This window comes from Streptomyces sp. NPDC004838, assembly GCF_053600955.1.
The window spans coordinates 68215-82909 of sequence record NZ_JBSGAW010000004.1 but is presented as its reverse complement, the minus strand read 5'-3'; the positions used below and the strand labels follow the sequence as shown (position 1 = coordinate 82909).

The following is a 14695-nucleotide window of genomic DNA, read 5'->3' as shown; positions in this document are numbered from 1 at the left end:
TGCCGCAGCGCCGTTGACCGGGACGGAGTGCGCCGCCCGGATCGTCGGTAGACGTACACGTACGTCCTGACCGGGGCCGTGCGGGGCCGTGCGCGCCGGGGGCTCCAGTCCGGCCAGTCCGGTCAGACCTTGACGTCGTCGCCCTGCCCGCGGCCCTGCGGCGTCCCGGAGGCGCAGTCGGCGGCCCCGCCCGTGTCGGCCTCCCTCGCCCGCCGCCTGGCCAGGGGAGTGGCCAGCGCGGTCAGGGCGACGAAGACCGCGATCGCGAGCAGGACGATCGTCGCGCCCGGCGGCACGTCCTGGTAGTACGAGGTGGTCGTGCCCGCCAGCGCCACCGCGACGCCGATCGACACGGCCAGCGCGAACGTCGCCCGGAAGGAGCGGGTGAGCTGCTGGGCCGCCGCCACGGGGACCACCATCAGCGCGCTCACCAGCAGCAGCCCCACCACCCGCATCGCGACGGAGACGGTCACCGCCGCGGTGACCGCGATCAGCAGATTCAGGGCCCGCACGGGAAGGCCGGTCACCCGCGCGAACTCCTCGTCCTGGCTGACCGCGAACAACTGCCGCCGCAGCCCGAGCGAGACCAGCATCACGAACGCGGCGAGCAGGGTGATCGCGATCAGATCCGAGTCCGAGACCGTGGAGAGCGAGCCGAAGAGGAAGGAGCTGAGATCGGCCGTCGACCCGGTGTCCGAGACATTGATCAGCAGCACACCGCCCGCCATGCCGCCGTAGAAGAGCATCGCCAGCGCGATGTCGCCGCGGGTCTTCCCGTACGCCCTGATCAGCTCCATCGTGACCGCGCCGGCGACCGAGACGATGGTCGCCATCCAGATCGGGTTGGTGGAGAGCAGAAAGCCGAGGCCGACACCCGTCATGGCGACATGGCCGATGCCGTCGCCCATCAGCGCCTGCCGCCGCTGGACGAGATACACGCCGACGGCGGGTGCGGTGAGGCCGACCAGGACGGCCGCGAGCAGCGCCCGCTGCATGAAGGCGGTCTCCAGAATTTCCATGATCAGGTCAGCAGTCCCGTGCGGAGCGGCTGGTCGGCCGCGTGTGGATGTACGTGGTCGTGGCCGGGGAGCGCGTGCTGGCCCATGGCCTTCGGCGGCGGGCCGTCGTGGACCACGCAGCCGTCGCGGAGAACCACCGCCCTGTCGATCAGCGGCTCGATCGCGCCCAGCTCATGGAGGACCAGCAGCACGGTCGTACCGGCCGCCACCTGCTCGCGCAGGGTCTCCGCGAGGACTCCCTGGGCGGCGAGGTCGACGCCGGCCATGGGCTCGTCCATGATCAGCAGCTCGGGCCCGGAGGCGAGGGCGCGGGCGATCAGCACCCTCTGGTGCTGGCCGCCGGAGAGCGCGCTCACGGAGTCCTTGGCGCGGTCGGAGAGCCCGACGAGTCCGATGGCGTGGTCCACGGCCGCCCGGTCGGCCCGCGAGAACCTGCCCAGCCGGGCACGGGAGAGCCGACCCGAGGAGACCACCTCCCGCACGGTCGCCGGCACTCCGCTCGCGGCGGTGGTGCGCTGCGGCACATAGCCGACCCGCGACCAGTGGCGGAAGCGGCGCAGCTCGGTGCCGAACAGCTCGACCCGGCCCCCCGTGAGGGGCACCTGGCCGATCACGGACCGTACGGCCGTCGACTTGCCCGACCCGTTCGCGCCCAGCAGCGCGACGACCTCGCCGCGCTCCACGGTCAGGTCGATGCCCCGCAGCACGGGCCGGGAGCCCAGCGTGGCGCGGGCGCCTCGCACGGATACGACGGCTTCGCTCCCGGCGGAGCCGCCGGCCCCGGATCCGGCCGCCGTGGAACCGGTGGCGGCGGTGGCGGAGCCGTCCTTGGCCGGACCGTTCACTTCGCCCCCAGCGCGCTCTGGAGTGCCGCGAGGTTGGACTCCATGACCTCGAGGTAGTCGCGGCCCTTGGACTTGTCCGTGATGCCTTCGAGCGGGTCCAGGACCGCCGTCTTCAGCCCGGTGTCCTTCGCGAGGGTCCTGGCGGTCCGGTCGCTGGCGAGCGTCTCGAAGAAGACGGTGGTCACCTTCTCCTTGGCGGCGATGGACTGGAGTTCCTTGATACGGGCGGGGCTGGGCTCGGCCTCGGGGCTGACGCCCGCGATCGACTCCTGGTCCAGGCCGTACCGCTCGGCGAGATGGCCGAAGGCGGCGTGGGTGGTGATGAAGGTCTTCGTGGCCGTGTTCTTCAGGCCCTGCTCGTACGCGGTGTTCAGTTTGCCCAGCTCGGCGACCAGTGCGTCGCCGTTCTTCCGGTACGCGTCGGCGTTCTCCGGGTCGGCCTTGCCGAGGGCCTTGGAGACGCCCTTGGCGACCTCCGCGTACTTCACGGGGTCGAGCCACAGATGCGGATCGCCGGCCTCGTCGCCGTGGTCGTGGCCGTCGTGGTCACCGTGGTCGTCCTGTCGGGCCCCGCCCTCGCCGCCGTCGGCGGGATGGGGCAGCGCCTCGGCGAGGGTCGCCGCGTCGGTGCGGTGCTTCACCCCGGACTGCTCGACGGCCTTGTCCACGGCGGGCTGGATGCCCTTGAGATAGAGGATGTACCCCGCCTCGCCCAGCTCGGCGGTCTGGCGCGGCTTCAGATCGAGATCGTGCGGCTCGACACCCGGCTTGGTCAGAGTGGAGACAGCGACATGCTCGCCGCCTATTCGCTCGGCGAGGAACTGCATGGGATAGAACGACGCCACCACCTTCAGCTTGCCGTCCTCCTTGCCGTCCGCCGCCGAGGAGCTGGAGCAGGCGGAGGCGGCGACCAGGCTGAGAGCCATGGCTCCTGCGGCGGTGGCGGGACGTATGAGGCGGCGTACGTTCATGACAGTCATTTTCAACAAAAGTGGAAACGATTGTCAACAAGAGGGGATGGGCGGCTCTCCTCGGCGCTCGCGCCCACCGGGACGGCCACCGATTTGATCCAGGGGGTGCGCCCGCCGGTAATCTGAAGCATTCGCCTTAAGCCGTCGTCGTCAATGAAGAGAGCACCGTGGCCGCCGACAAGATCGATACGATCGTCAACCTGAGCAAGCGCCGTGGCTTCGTCTACCCCTGCAGCGAGATCTACGGTGGTCAGCGCGCCGCCTGGGACTACGGACCGCTGGGCGTCGAGCTGAAGGAGAACCTGAAGCGTCAGTGGTGGCGGTACATGGTCACCTCGCGTGAGGACGTCGTCGGCATCGACTCGTCGGTCATCCTGGCCACCGAGGTCTGGGAGGCGTCCGGCCACGTCGCCACCTTCTCCGACCCGCTGACCGAGTGCACCTCCTGTCACAAGCGCTACCGCGCCGACCACCTCATCGAGGCGTACGAGGACAAGCACGGCGGCCGGTCCCCCGAGAACGGCCTGGCGGACATCAACTGCCCCAACTGCGGCAACAAGGGCGCCTTCACCGACCCCAAGCAGTTCTCCGGGCTGCTCGCCACCCACCTCGGCCCCACCCAGGACTCCGGCTCCGTCGCGTATCTGCGGCCCGAGACCGCACAGGGCATCTTCACCAACTTCGCCCAGGTGCAGCAGACCTCGCGCAAGAAGCCGCCGTTCGGCATCGCGCAGATGGGCAAGTCGTTCCGCAACGAGATCACGCCCGGCAACTTCATCTTCCGGACCCGCGAGTTCGAGCAGATGGAGATGGAGTTCTTCGTCAAGCCCGGCGAGGACGAGCAGTGGCAGCAGTACTGGATGGACCAGCGCTGGGAGTGGTACACCGGCCTCGGCCTGCGCGAGGAGAACATGCGCTGGTACGACCACCCGAAGGAGAAGCTCTCCCACTACTCCAAGCGCACCGCCGACATCGAGTACCGCTTCCAGTTCGGCGGCAGCGAGTGGGGTGAGCTGGAGGGCGTCGCCAACCGCACCGACTTCGACCTCTCGGCGCACTCCAAGGCGTCCGGCCACGACCTGTCGTACTTCGACCAGGAGGCCGGCGAGCGCTGGACCCCGTACGTCATCGAGCCCGCGGCCGGTGTCGGCCGCGCGATGCTGGCCTTCCTCCTCGACGCGTACAACGAGGACGAGGCCCCCAACGCCAAGGGCGTCATGGAGAAGCGCACGGTGATGCGGCTCGACCCGCGCCTCGCGCCGGTCAAGGTCGCCGTGCTGCCGCTCTCCCGCAACCCGCAGCTCTCGCCGAAGGCCAAGGGGCTCGCCGCGGACCTGCGCCAGAACTGGAACATCGAGTTCGACGACGCGGGCGCGATCGGCCGCCGCTACCGCCGCCAGGACGAGATCGGCACCCCGTTCTGCGTCACCGTCGACTTCGACACCCTCGACGACAACGCGGTGACCGTGCGCGAGCGCGACACCATGAAGCAGGAGCGCGTCTCGCTGGACCAGATCCAGGCGTACCTCGGCGGCCGTCTCCTCGGCTGCTGACACCGGTCCGTCGTTCGCAACGGGCGGTGCGGTGGCCCGCGGGCGTACGCACATCGCGGTGCGCACGGATCACCGGCTGTACGGATCATCGGCTGTACGGATGTGTGGAGGCCGGCCGGGCATGGGAGCCCGGCCGGCCTCCGGCCGTCTTGACGGGTCTCGCACCCGTCCCGCCCTCGGCGACAGGCGCATCCGGCCACGGTGGACCCGAACCCCGGCGTCTGAAGCGAGGACGGGCGATCAGCCCACGTCACACGGGTCGGGGCGGAAAAATCGTGTGTCACGGGCACGCGTTCGGGGTAACGTCCACCCCATGTACTCGTTCTTCCAGATTTACGAGTGAGAGCGCGGCGGATGACATCCGCCCCCATCTGACGATTCCGCAGTCACTTCTCACCACGATGGGAGAACCCCGTGGCCAAGAGCCGTAACAACCTCCTCGGCGTGGGCGGACAGCGCAAGAAGCTGTCCCGCGCCGACCAGCAGGGCAACGGACCGGCGCGCAACGCCGACCGGAAGGCCGCCGCCGACCAGAAGGCGGAGCTGCTGCGCAAGATGCGCGAGCGCGCGCAGGGCGGCGCCCAGGCGCCGTCGTCCCAGAGCGACTGACCCGCTGACCGGCTGACGCGCGCCCCGGTCGGGCGAGCACCGGCCGGCGAGCGACCAGCCGGACGCCGAGCCCCGGACCGCCTGTAGCAGGGCGGTCCGGGGCTCGCGCGATGAACGGGCCGAGCGGTGCACCAGTACACCAGTTCTCCGGGTTGCCGCTCCTCGGCCCCGTGCCCCCCGTCAGGGGCGGCTGCCACAGTCCGGGACCGGCTCTCGCCCGTCCGGCTCCTCCAGCCGCTTTGCGCACCGCAGGGCCGTCGACTGGGCCCAGGGGCCGCTCGTCAGCGCCCCGACCACCAGGATGGACAGTCCGCAGCCCGCGATGATCCACCACGCCGGGCGGCTCGCCTCGACGAAGTCGGGGGCGGACGCGGCCCCCAGCGTGACGCCGGCCGCGAGGACCGCGCCGATGACCGCGACGCCGAGGGTCTGTCCGACCTGCCGGCTCGTGGAGGCGACGGCCGCCGCGACCCCCGCCTGGGCGCGGGGCATGCCGGAGACCGCCGTATTGGTGATGGGCGTGTTCACCATGCCGAAGCCGATGCCGAACAGGACGTAGCCGGTGAAGAGCGCCACGTTCGACGACTCCGCCTCGAACGCCGCGAACATCACCCCGCACGCCGCCATCGTCGTCCCGGCGATGAGCAGCGGCAGCCGCGGGCCCCGGCTGCCGACCAGTCGCCCCGACAGGGGCGCGCTGATGAACGTCATCCCCGCCATCGGCAGCATGTAGAGCCCGGCGTGCAGGGCCGACAGGCCGCGGGCGTCCTGGAGATAGAGCGTATTGAGGAAGAGGAATCCGCCGAGCGCGGCGAACGCCGACACCGCGATCACCGTCGCCCCGCTGAAGGGCACGCTCCGGAAGAACCGGAGATCGATCAGGGGCTCGCGCCGCCTCGGCTCGTACAGCACCACTCCCACCAGGGCGAACACCGCGATCAGGGTGAAGACCAGCTCCGTCTCGATGATCGCGTAGGTGAGCGAGCCGAGCAGCGCCATGATCAGGAGCTGGCCCACGGGGTCGGCCCGCCGGGGTCTCGGGGCGCGCGACTCCGGAACGTACCGCCAGGTCAGCGCCAGCGCGGCGAGTCCCACCGGCAGATTGACCCAGAAGATGGACCGCCAGCCGACCGAGTCCACGAGCAGTCCGCCGACGAGCGGTCCCGCGGCCATGGAGATCCCCACGACACCGCCCCACACCCCGATCGCGCGGGCACGCTCGGCGGGGTCGGTGAAGGTGTTGGCGATGATCGACATCGCGACGGGATTGAGCATGGAGCCGCCGACGGCCTGGACCATCCGGAAGACGACCAGCAGCTCCAGCGTGGGCGCGAGGGAGCAGAGCAGGGAGCCGAGGGTGAACACCGCCAGCCCGGCCAGGAACACCTTGCGTCTGCCGATCCGGTCCGCCGTGGAACCGGCGAGCATCAGGAGGGAGGCGAGGACGAGGGTGTACGCGTCGATCGTCCACTGCAGTCCGGTGACGGAGGCGTTCAGCTCCCGGCCCATGGAGGGCAGCGCCACATTGAGAATGGTGTTGTCGAGGCTGACGATCAGCAGGCTCATACAGCAGATCGCCAGCACGAGCATCCGCCGTCGGGGAGAGAGCTCGGCCATGCGTGGACAGTACGGCCAACCAGTCAAACTGCCCGCGCGACGCAGGGGTCATGCCGCCATACGTGACAATGGGTCCATGACCACGCTCGCCCCGTCCGCCGCCTCGACGCTCTCCATCGGCCCGCACGCCGTGCGCCCGCCGGTGGTGCTCGCGCCGATGGCAGGCATCACGAACGCGCCGTTCCGCACGCTCTGCCGCGAATTCGCGGAGGGCACCGGGAGCTTCGGGGGCGCCGGGGCCGCCGGGGGCATCGGGAGCTTCGGCGGTGCCGGGAGTGACGGGAGCCGCCCCGCGGAGGGGTCGGCCGCCGCCGGCAAGGGGCTCTTCGTGAGCGAGATGATCACGACGCGGGCGCTGGTCGAGCGCAATGAGAAGACGATGCAGCTCATCCACTTCGACGCGGCCGAGACGCCCCGCTCGATCCAGCTGTACGGAGTCGACCCGGTGACCGTCGGCAAGGCGGTCCGCATGATCGTGGACGAGGACCTCGCCGATCACATCGACCTGAACTTCGGCTGCCCGGTCCCGAAGGTGACCCGGAAGGGCGGTGGCTCCGCCCTCCCGTACAAGCGGCCGCTGCTGCGGGCGATCCTCCACGAGGCGGTGACCAACGCGGGCGCGCTGCCGGTCACCATGAAGATGCGCAAGGGCATCGACGACGATCACATCACCTATCTCGACGCGGGCCGGATCGCGGCCGAGGAGGGTGTGACGGCGATCGCCCTCCACGGCCGGACGGCGGCGCAGCACTACGGCGGCACGGCCGACTGGGACGCGATCGCCCGGCTGAAGGAGCACGTCCCCGAGATCCCCGTCCTCGGCAACGGCGACATCTGGTCCGCTGACGACGCCCTTCGGATGATCCGGGAGACCGGCTGCGACGGAGTGGTCGTGGGGCGCGGCTGTCTGGGGCGGCCCTGGCTCTTCGGTGATCTGGTCGCGGCGTTCGAGGGGACGGGGGACGCCTTCGCGCCGACCCTGCGGCAGGTCGCGGCGGTCATGCGGCGGCACGCGGAACTGCTCGGTGAGTGGATCGGCGACGAGTCGCGCGGTGTCATCGACTTCCGCAAGCACGTCGCCTGGTACCTCAAGGGCTTCTCCGTCGGCTCCGAGATGCGCAAGCGGCTGGCGGTCACCTCGTCCCTGGCGGAGCTGGACGAACAACTCGGTCTGCTGGAGCTGGACCAGCCCTGGCCGGTGGGCGCGGACGGGCCCCGTGGCCGTACGTCGGGCAACAACAGGGTCGTCCTTCCGGACGGCTGGCTCAAGGACCCGTACGACTGCGCCGGGGTCGGCGCGGACGCGGAGCTGGACACGTCCGGGGGCTGAGGTCGCTTCTGATGGATCTCGTCGGTCGTCCGCGCGCCCTTCGTGCGGGGGCGGGTGGCCCGGCCGGGTTCCGTGCCGCCCGCCCCCGCGGATCACTTCGGCTGCGTTCTGCTCTGTTTCTTCCGGCCGGACGCGGCCGTGGGGGACGCGGAGGTGCGGTGGCGGGGGGTGGGCTGGCGCGGGGGCCGGGTCAGGGTGATCTGGCGGATGAGTTGCTGGAAACAGGCCAGCGCGGCGATGGAGGGCAGCGCGGCGATGGCCGCGTCGAGGTGCGTGCCGGGGGCCTGGGCGACGCACAGGAGTACCGAGACGGCCGAGAAGAGCAGGACGACGGACCAGGAGTGCACCGCGCGGCGCTGGTGGAGCGCCGCGCGCAGGACGGAGAGGGAGGCGACCAGCCAGGGGCCGTAGACCAGCAGGGGCCACCAGGCGACGGCGTCGGCGGCGGTGCGCGGTGCGGCGATGTGGCGGAGGGGGTCGTAGGTGACCATGCCGCCGAAGACGCTGACCATGGAGACGATGACGGCGGCGACCGCGGCGATGAGGAAGCTGATCGTCTGCAGTGGCTTCATCGCGGGTTTTCGCGAGGGTGTGCGGCGGTGTCCGGACCGTCTCGGGCGGTGCAGCGCCGGCAGTTCGACGGTGGTACGCGACGGGTCCTCGAGCGAGTCGTCGACGGTGGGCGCCGTGTCCGGCGGATCAGGGGGAGCGGGGGGAGCGGCGGGCCGCTCCGGCGCCCTCATCAGGGAGTCCTGCAGGAGGTAGGCCAGTTCCTCCGCCGGATCCCAGTACGGGTCCAGAGGGCTGAGCGGGGGTAACGGCTGCCGGGGGATCGAGCCCTGTGGGAATACGGGCTCCGGGTCCGCCCAGAGGGCGGAGGTGCTCGGGTCCGTCGGCCCGGGGCCGCTCTGCCAGCCGTGCGGGTCATACATGGAGGCTCGGCCTGATCTGCTCGCCCCGGAATCCCGGGTGCCGTTCCGCCGTGTCCGCGAGACGCGAGAACTCGGTCTGGATGCGGGCCATCGCCGTCACGAACTCCTCCAGGGCGCAGGACGAGTACCGTAGGTCGACGCGCATGCCATCCTGCTGGAGGAGGGCTCCCGGCCTTGGGCCGAAGGAGGCCGAGGCCGGTGTGAAGGTCCACTCGCCCAGCCGGGTCACGGGGGTGCCGCCGCGACGGTCGGCGGAGATCGTGCCGCTCGCGGACACCGTCCGCGCATGTGCATTAGTCATATTCCATCCAACGCCGGGAGCATTGCTCCGGATGCGCGGCATCCGGATGACCGTGTGTGGCAGATGGATGATTTCTCCGGGCGTTTTATCGGTTCCCCATACGCATGCGGCGGTGCGGGAGTGCCCGGCCGAGCCTGTGGCTCCCCGTGGGGCGGCGGCGAGGAGCGCCTTCCGGGACCGTGGGCCGTCCGGGCGGGGCGGGCCGCCGAGCCGTGGGCCGGAGCTCGGACACATCCCGTGCGGGCCCGACCGCGCGGCCGGGCGAGGGGGCCGTCGCCGTGGAGTCGTTCATGCCGGGCGTCACGCGACGCGCCGTGCGCCGGTCGTCCGTTCACTCGATCGGGGGTCCGCCGCGGTGCCCGACGGGTGCCGCCGAGGCGGCGGACTCCCGTGCCGGACTCCCGCGCCGGACGTCCGGCCGGTCGGCGCGCCGGAGCCTGCCCGCCGATCCGGCCCGATCCCTCCGGCAAGGCTTCCACGGGGCGATCCGGCAGGACCCCGAGGATCCGTCCGACAGGCCCCGAAGGGCCACGGCCAAGCGCCGACGTAAGCGGAGTCAATCGGGAGAAAGGGGCATTCAGCTCTTCCGGCGAAGGATCCGCTCCGGCCATGCGGTGTTCACGGTCAGGAAAGTTCGAACGGGCGAACTGAACTCGGCTTGTCCAGACAAGTGCTCCGACCGCTCGCACCCTCGTCTCCGGGAGAGACCGTGTCCATACCTTCCCGCTTCGGCGCGACCGCCCTGCTCGGCGCCGTCGCGCTCACCTCCCTCACGGCCTGTGGCGCCGCCCCCGAGGCCGAGACCACGAGCGACGCCAAGGTGGCGGCGGTCTCCAGCACCTCCGCCGCCGACTTCGGCGGGATGGAAGGACTCGTCGAGGCCGCCGAGAAGGAGGGGGAGCTGAACATCATCGCCGTGCCGACCGACTGGGCGAACTACGGCGAGATCATCGAGGCGTTCCAGGCCAAGTACAAGATCAAGATCAACAACGAGAACCCCGACGCCTCCAGCGCCGACGAGATCGCCGCCGTGAAGGCCCGCAAGGGCCAGAAGCGCGCCCCCGACACCCTCGACCTCGGTATCGCCTTCGCCCGCAGCGGCGCGGCCGAAGGGCTCTTCGCCCCGTACAAGGTCGAGGCGTTCGACAAGATCCCCGCGGATCAGAAGGACCCGAAGGGCACCTGGTTCAACGACTACGGCGGCTATGTCTCCATCGGCTGCGACGCCAAGCGGATCAAGACCTGCCCCCAGACCTTCGCCGATCTGCTCAAGCCCGAGTACAAGGGCAAGGTCGCCCTCAACGGCAACCCCACCAAGTCCGGTTCCGCCTTCGGCGGCGTGTACGCGGCGGCGCTCGCCAACGGCGGCTCGTTCGGCGACGTCCAGCCGGGCATCGACTACTTCGCCAAGCTGCGCAAGTCCGGCAACTTCATCCCGGTCGAGTCCACCCCGGCCACGGTCGAGAAGGGCGAGACGCCCATCTCCATCGACTGGGACTACCTCAACGCCGGTTACGCGGACGAGTTCCGCGGGAAGGGCGTCGACTGGAAGGTCGCCATCCCCAGCGACGGCGTCTACGCCCAGTACTACTCGCAGGCCATCAACAAGGACGCGCCGCACCCGGCCGCCGCCCGGCTGTGGATGGAGTTCCTCTACAGCCCCGAGGGCCAGAACCTCTGGCTCAAGGGCTACGCCCGGCCCGTGCTGCTGCCCGTCATGACCGAGGAGGGCACGGTCGACAAGGAGTTCGTCACCAAGCTCCCCAAGGTCGAGGGAACCCCGGCGTTCCCGTCCGACGCCGAGATGGACCAGGCCAAGGAGACCCTCGCGCAGAACTGGGACAAGGCACTCTCCTGATGGCACTGTCCGTTCGGGCGGCCGGAGCGCGCCGCGGGTCGCGGTCACGGACCTGGCTCGCGGCCCTCCCGCTCCTCCTCTTCGCGGGACTGTGCTTCGGCCTCCCGCTCGGAGCCCTGGTCCACGGCGCGGTGACCGACTCCGGCGGCCTGACCGGCGCGCACGTCCAGCGCTCGCTCCAGGGCCCCTATCTGGGCTCCCTCGTCGGCAGTGTCCGGCTCGCCGCCCTCACCGCGCTCATCGGCTCCCTCGCCGGGCTGCTCATCGCGCAGGCCGTCGTCACCTCGCGGGTGCGGTGGCTGCGCGACGCCACGCTCACCGCGTCCGGGGTGCTCGCCAACTTCGGCGGAGTGCCGCTGGCGTTCGCGTTCATCGCGACCGCGGGCATCTCCGGCGTACTGACCCGGCTCGCCGATCTGGAGAGCCTCGGCTGGAATCTGTACTCCTTCACCGGGCTCACCGTCGTCTATCTGTACTTCCTCACCCCGCTGATGGTGATCACGATCGTCCCGGCGCTCGACGGACTGCGGCCCCAGTGGCGGGAGGCCGCGCAGAACACCGGGGCCGGCGTCCGGCAGTACTGGCGCTTCGTCGGGCTGCCCGTCCTCGCGCCCTCGCTCCTCGGCGGGTTCGTGCTTCTCTTCGGCAGCGCCTTCGCCGCCCACGCCACCGCCGCCGCCCTGGTCGGCGGCTCCGTACCGCTGGTCACCCTGAAGATCGCCGACGCGCTCGCGGGCAATGTGTTGGTCGGCCAGGAGAACGTCGCCCTCGCCCTCGGCCTCGACATGATCATGATCGCCGGACTGGTCATGGCCGTCTATCTGCCCCTTCAGCGACGGAGTGCCCGATGGCTGCGCTGACCGATGCCCCGACGGACTCCCCGACGGACTCCCCGACGGACTCCCTGAGAGGGGCCCCGGCGGGATCACCGGCCGTCGGGTCCGCCCCACCGGCCGGGGCACGCTCACGAGTACGCGTCTGGCGCGGGCTCGTGCTCACTCTCGCCGGGCTGTACTTCCTCGTCCCGCTCCTCGCGTCGTTCGTCTTCACCGTGCACACACCCGGCCAGGGCCTCTCCTTCGAGGCGTACACCGAAATCCTCGGCGCCGAGGGCTTCCTCGACAGCCTGCTGCTCTCCCTCGGCCTCGCCGCCGCCACCATCGGGCTCGTCCTGCTCCTCGCGGTCCCCGCGCTGGTCGCCGTGCGCCTCGGCGCGCCCCGGCTGCGGTCCGTGGTCGAGGTGGTGTGCATGCTGCCGCTCGTCGTACCGCCCATCGCCCTGGTCACCGGCATCAGCACGGTACTGCGCTGGGGACCGGAGCACCTGTCCCGCACCCCGCTGTACCGGACGTTCCTGGCGATCCAGAACGAGAGCTTTCCGCTCGTCCTCGTCTTCGCCTACACCGTGCTGGCGCTCCCGTTCGTCTACCGCTCACTGGACGCGGGCCTGCGCGCCATCGACGTGCCGACGCTGTCCGAGGCCGCCCGCAACTGCGGTGCGAGCTGGCCGTACGTCATCGGACGGGTCCTGCTGCCCAATCTGCGGACCTCGATCGCCGGGGCCGCGTTCCTCACCCTGGCCCTGGTGCTCGGCGAGTTCACCATCGCCGCGCTCTCCGGGTTCCAGCCCTTCGCGGTGTGGATCGTCAGCGTCTCCGGATCGCAGGCCCGGATGTCGGTCGCCGTCTCCATCCTCAGCCTGCTGATCACCTGGGCGCTGCTCCTCCTGCTGTCCCGCGCGGGCAGAGCCCCCTCCGTCTCCGGCAAGGAGTCCTGATGTCCACGGCCATGGCCCCCAAGACCCGCAAGGCACGGCGGACGGCGGACCGTCCCGCCGCTCCGGCGATTCCGGGCGAGGAGGGCGCGCGCGTCGAGTTCCGCGGGCTGCGCCGCGCCTTCGGCGACACCGTCGCCCTCGACGGGCTGGACCTCACCGCGGAGCCGGGCGAACTGCTCGCTCTGCTGGGCCCGTCGGGCTGCGGCAAGACCACCGCCCTGCGCGTGGTCGCCGGATTCGAGCACCCCGACGCGGGCGAAGTCCTGGTCGACGGGGAGGACATCACCCGCGTGCCGGCCAACCGCCGTGACGCGGGCATGGTCTTCCAGTCGTACAGCCTCTTCCCCAATCTCACCGCCCGCGACAACGTCGCTTTCGGGATGCGGGTACGGAAGGTTCCGGCCGCGCGGCGCGTGGCGCGGGCCGCCGAACTGCTCGCCCTGGTCGGCCTGCCCGAGCACGGCTCCCGCTACCCCCATCAGATGTCGGGCGGCCAGCAGCAGCGCGTGGCGCTCGCCCGCGCGCTGGCGCTGGAGCCGCGGGTGCTGCTCCTGGACGAGCCGCTCTCCGCGCTGGACGCCAAGGTGCGGCTCAGCCTCCGGGAGGAGATCCGCCGCCTTCAGCTCACCCTCGGCATCACCACCATCTTCGTCACCCACGACCAGGAGGAGGCCCTGTCCATGGCGGACCGCGTCGCCGTCCTGAACGCGGGGCGGCTCGAACAGTGCGCGGCCCCCGCCGAGCTGTACGAACGGCCCGCGACGGCGTTCGTCGCCGAGTTCGTCGGCACGATGAACCGGCTGCCCGGCCGGATGACCGGCTCCTCGCTGGTGGAGGTCGCGGGCGTCTCCCTCCCGGTCGACGGGGAGATCCCGGCCGGCACGGGCGAGGTCGAGGTCCTCGTACGGCCCGAGAACGTCACCGTCGCACCGGACGCCGAGGGCGACGCTACGGTCGTCTCCGCGTCGTTCCTCGGCTCGGTCACCCGGGTGCTGCTCGACCGGGACGGCGGCGGCACGGTCAAGGCGGACCTCGCCTCGCGGGACGCGGGCGCGCTGGCCCCCGGCGTACGGGCGAGGGTCTCACTGGCGCGGCGTCCGGTCCTGGTCGTCCCGGTGACGAGGTGAGGCCGGCGGCCGTCCTGTTCGACATGGACGGGACCCTCGTCGACACCGAGGTGCTGTGGTGGGAGGCGGCCGAGGAGGTCGCCGCGGCGGCCGGCCACCGGCTGACGGAGGCGGACGCGCCCGAGGTCGTCGGCCGGGCCGTGCCCGATACGGCCGCTCATCTGAGCAGGGTCTCCGGCGCGGAGACGGCCCCCGGCGCGATCGCGACCGCGCTCACCGACGCCTTCCACCGGAGGATCCTGGCCGGGGCCCCGCTGCGGCCCGGCGCGGAGCGGCTGCTGACCGCGCTGGATCGGCACGGAGTGCCGTTCGCCCTGGTCAGCGCCTCGCCGCGGGTCATCGTGGACTCGGTGGTCCGCGGCGCGCTGGCGGAGGTTCCGTTTGCCTTCACGCTGTCGGCGGACGACACCGTACGGACCAAACCGCACCCCGATCCCTACCGGGCGGCGGCCGAGCGGTTCGGGGTCGGGCCCGGAGTCTGCGTCGCGGTGGAGGATTCGCCGGACGGCGCCGCATCGGCGCAGGCCGCGGGGGCTCCGGTGCTGGTGGTGCCGTCGTTGCTGCCGGTGCCCGAGGCGGAGGGCCGCTTCTTCGCCCGGAGCCTGGTGGAGGTGGACCTCGATGTGCTGGCCGGCTGTGTAACGCCTGGGTCTCAGCCGTGTTCCGGTGGTCCGGATGATGGAACGGGCCGCTCTCCGACCGCGTGATTCTCACCACCCCTGATAAGGGTTGCGCTCAGATGAGCGTTTTGGAGCC

14 protein-coding genes are annotated in these 14695 nt (G+C 71.2%); 8 read left to right on the top strand and 6 right to left on the bottom strand.

The genetic code is table 11. From position 1 onward, the window contains the following. Window positions 1-122: 122 nt before the first annotated feature. The 3 genes from ACWEFL_RS06470 to ACWEFL_RS06460 all read right to left on the bottom strand — a co-directional run bounded on the left by ACWEFL_RS06470 (window position 123) and on the right by ACWEFL_RS06460 (window position 2835). A complete protein-coding gene (locus ACWEFL_RS06470; protein WP_451708279.1) occupies window positions 123-1019 on the bottom strand; it encodes a metal ABC transporter permease in 897 nt (298 codons plus the stop codon). 2 nt (window positions 1020-1021) lie between these two features. Then, on the bottom strand, window positions 1022-1762 hold the full coding sequence (locus ACWEFL_RS06465; protein WP_451708819.1) for a metal ABC transporter ATP-binding protein: 741 nt from the start codon (window positions 1760-1762) through the stop codon (window positions 1022-1024). A 98-nt stretch (window positions 1763-1860) separates the two neighbouring features. Beyond that, entirely contained in the window at window positions 1861-2835 is a 975-nt protein-coding gene (locus tag ACWEFL_RS06460) for a metal ABC transporter substrate-binding protein (RefSeq protein ID WP_451708277.1), read from the bottom strand. 167 nt (window positions 2836-3002) lie between these two features. On the opposite strand from ACWEFL_RS06460, the gene ACWEFL_RS06455 reads away from it, so the two are divergent. Both ACWEFL_RS06455 and ACWEFL_RS06450 read left to right on the top strand, forming a co-directional pair. Beyond that, a complete protein-coding gene (locus tag ACWEFL_RS06455) occupies window positions 3003-4388 on the top strand; it encodes a glycine--tRNA ligase (protein ID WP_451708274.1) in 1386 nt (461 codons plus the stop codon). A gap of 414 nt (window positions 4389-4802) precedes the next feature. Beyond that, window positions 4803-4997: a DUF6243 family protein gene (locus ACWEFL_RS06450; protein WP_451708271.1), complete on the top strand. Its 195-nt coding sequence runs from the start codon at window positions 4803-4805 to the stop codon at window positions 4995-4997. Between the two features lie 180 nt (window positions 4998-5177). Here the strand turns inward: ACWEFL_RS06450 and ACWEFL_RS06445 are convergent, their stop codons facing one another. After that, complete coding sequence (locus ACWEFL_RS06445) at window positions 5178-6614, bottom strand: MFS transporter (protein WP_451708268.1); 1437 nt, start codon at window positions 6612-6614, stop codon at window positions 5178-5180. A gap of 76 nt (window positions 6615-6690) precedes the next feature. Here ACWEFL_RS06445 and dusB point away from each other — a divergent pair, with 76 nt between their 5' ends. Continuing rightward, window positions 6691-7944, top strand: a complete 1254-nt coding sequence (gene dusB / locus ACWEFL_RS06440) for a tRNA dihydrouridine synthase DusB (protein WP_451708265.1) — start codon at window positions 6691-6693, stop codon at window positions 7942-7944. A 92-nt stretch (window positions 7945-8036) separates the two neighbouring features. Here dusB and ACWEFL_RS06435 read toward each other — a convergent pair whose 3' ends face one another. Then, complete coding sequence (locus ACWEFL_RS06435) at window positions 8037-8876, bottom strand: DUF2637 domain-containing protein (protein WP_451708263.1); 840 nt, start codon at window positions 8874-8876, stop codon at window positions 8037-8039. Beyond that, window positions 8869-9177, bottom strand: a complete 309-nt coding sequence (locus tag ACWEFL_RS06430; RefSeq protein WP_451708260.1) for a hypothetical protein — start codon at window positions 9175-9177, stop codon at window positions 8869-8871. The genes ACWEFL_RS06435 and ACWEFL_RS06430 overlap by 8 nt, the downstream gene beginning before the upstream one ends. Window positions 9178-9886: 709 nt before the next feature. On the opposite strand from ACWEFL_RS06430, the gene ACWEFL_RS06425 reads away from it, so the two are divergent. Genes ACWEFL_RS06425 through ACWEFL_RS06405 form a run of 5 tightly spaced genes read left to right on the top strand, consistent with a single transcriptional unit; the run spans window position 9887 to window position 14646 of the window. Next, window positions 9887-11035, top strand: a complete 1149-nt coding sequence (locus tag ACWEFL_RS06425; protein WP_451708257.1) for an ABC transporter substrate-binding protein — start codon at window positions 9887-9889, stop codon at window positions 11033-11035. Then, a complete protein-coding gene (locus ACWEFL_RS06420; protein WP_451708255.1) occupies window positions 11035-11895 on the top strand; it encodes an ABC transporter permease in 861 nt (286 codons plus the stop codon). Before ACWEFL_RS06425 ends, ACWEFL_RS06420 begins: the two co-directional genes overlap by 1 nt. Next, a complete protein-coding gene (locus ACWEFL_RS06415; protein WP_451708252.1) occupies window positions 11883-12812 on the top strand; it encodes an ABC transporter permease in 930 nt (309 codons plus the stop codon). The genes ACWEFL_RS06420 and ACWEFL_RS06415 overlap by 13 nt, the downstream gene beginning before the upstream one ends. Then, window positions 12812-13939 carry an ABC transporter ATP-binding protein gene (locus tag ACWEFL_RS06410; RefSeq protein WP_451708249.1) on the top strand — a complete coding sequence of 376 codons (1128 nt, stop codon included), beginning with the start codon at window positions 12812-12814 and terminating at the stop codon, window positions 13937-13939. The genes ACWEFL_RS06415 and ACWEFL_RS06410 overlap by 1 nt, the downstream gene beginning before the upstream one ends. Before the next feature lie 23 nt (window positions 13940-13962). Further along, a complete protein-coding gene (locus tag ACWEFL_RS06405) occupies window positions 13963-14646 on the top strand; it encodes an HAD family hydrolase (RefSeq protein ID WP_451708816.1) in 684 nt (227 codons plus the stop codon). Window positions 14647-14695 lie beyond the last annotated feature (49 nt).

Coding starts and splice junctions, on each gene's coding strand:
- dusB (WP_451708265.1), top strand. CDS start 6,691: ATGACCACGCTCGCCCCGTCCGCCGCCTCGACGCTCTCCATCGGCCCG.
- ACWEFL_RS06410 (WP_451708249.1), top strand. CDS start 12,812: ATGTCCACGGCCATGGCCCCCAAGACCCGCAAGGCACGGCGGACGGCG.
- ACWEFL_RS06470 (WP_451708279.1), bottom strand. CDS start 1,019: ATGGAAATTCTGGAGACCGCCTTCATGCAGCGGGCGCTGCTCGCGGCC.
- ACWEFL_RS06430 (WP_451708260.1), bottom strand. CDS start 9,177: ATGACTAATGCACATGCGCGGACGGTGTCCGCGAGCGGCACGATCTCC.
- ACWEFL_RS06460 (WP_451708277.1), bottom strand. CDS start 2,835: ATGAACGTACGCCGCCTCATACGTCCCGCCACCGCCGCAGGAGCCATG.
- ACWEFL_RS06415 (WP_451708252.1), top strand. CDS start 11,883: ATGGCTGCGCTGACCGATGCCCCGACGGACTCCCCGACGGACTCCCCG.
- ACWEFL_RS06445 (WP_451708268.1), bottom strand. CDS start 6,614: ATGGCCGAGCTCTCTCCCCGACGGCGGATGCTCGTGCTGGCGATCTGC.
- ACWEFL_RS06435 (WP_451708263.1), bottom strand. CDS start 8,876: ATGTATGACCCGCACGGCTGGCAGAGCGGCCCCGGGCCGACGGACCCG.
- ACWEFL_RS06420 (WP_451708255.1), top strand. CDS start 11,035: ATGGCACTGTCCGTTCGGGCGGCCGGAGCGCGCCGCGGGTCGCGGTCA.
- ACWEFL_RS06405 (WP_451708816.1), top strand. CDS start 13,963: ATGGACGGGACCCTCGTCGACACCGAGGTGCTGTGGTGGGAGGCGGCC.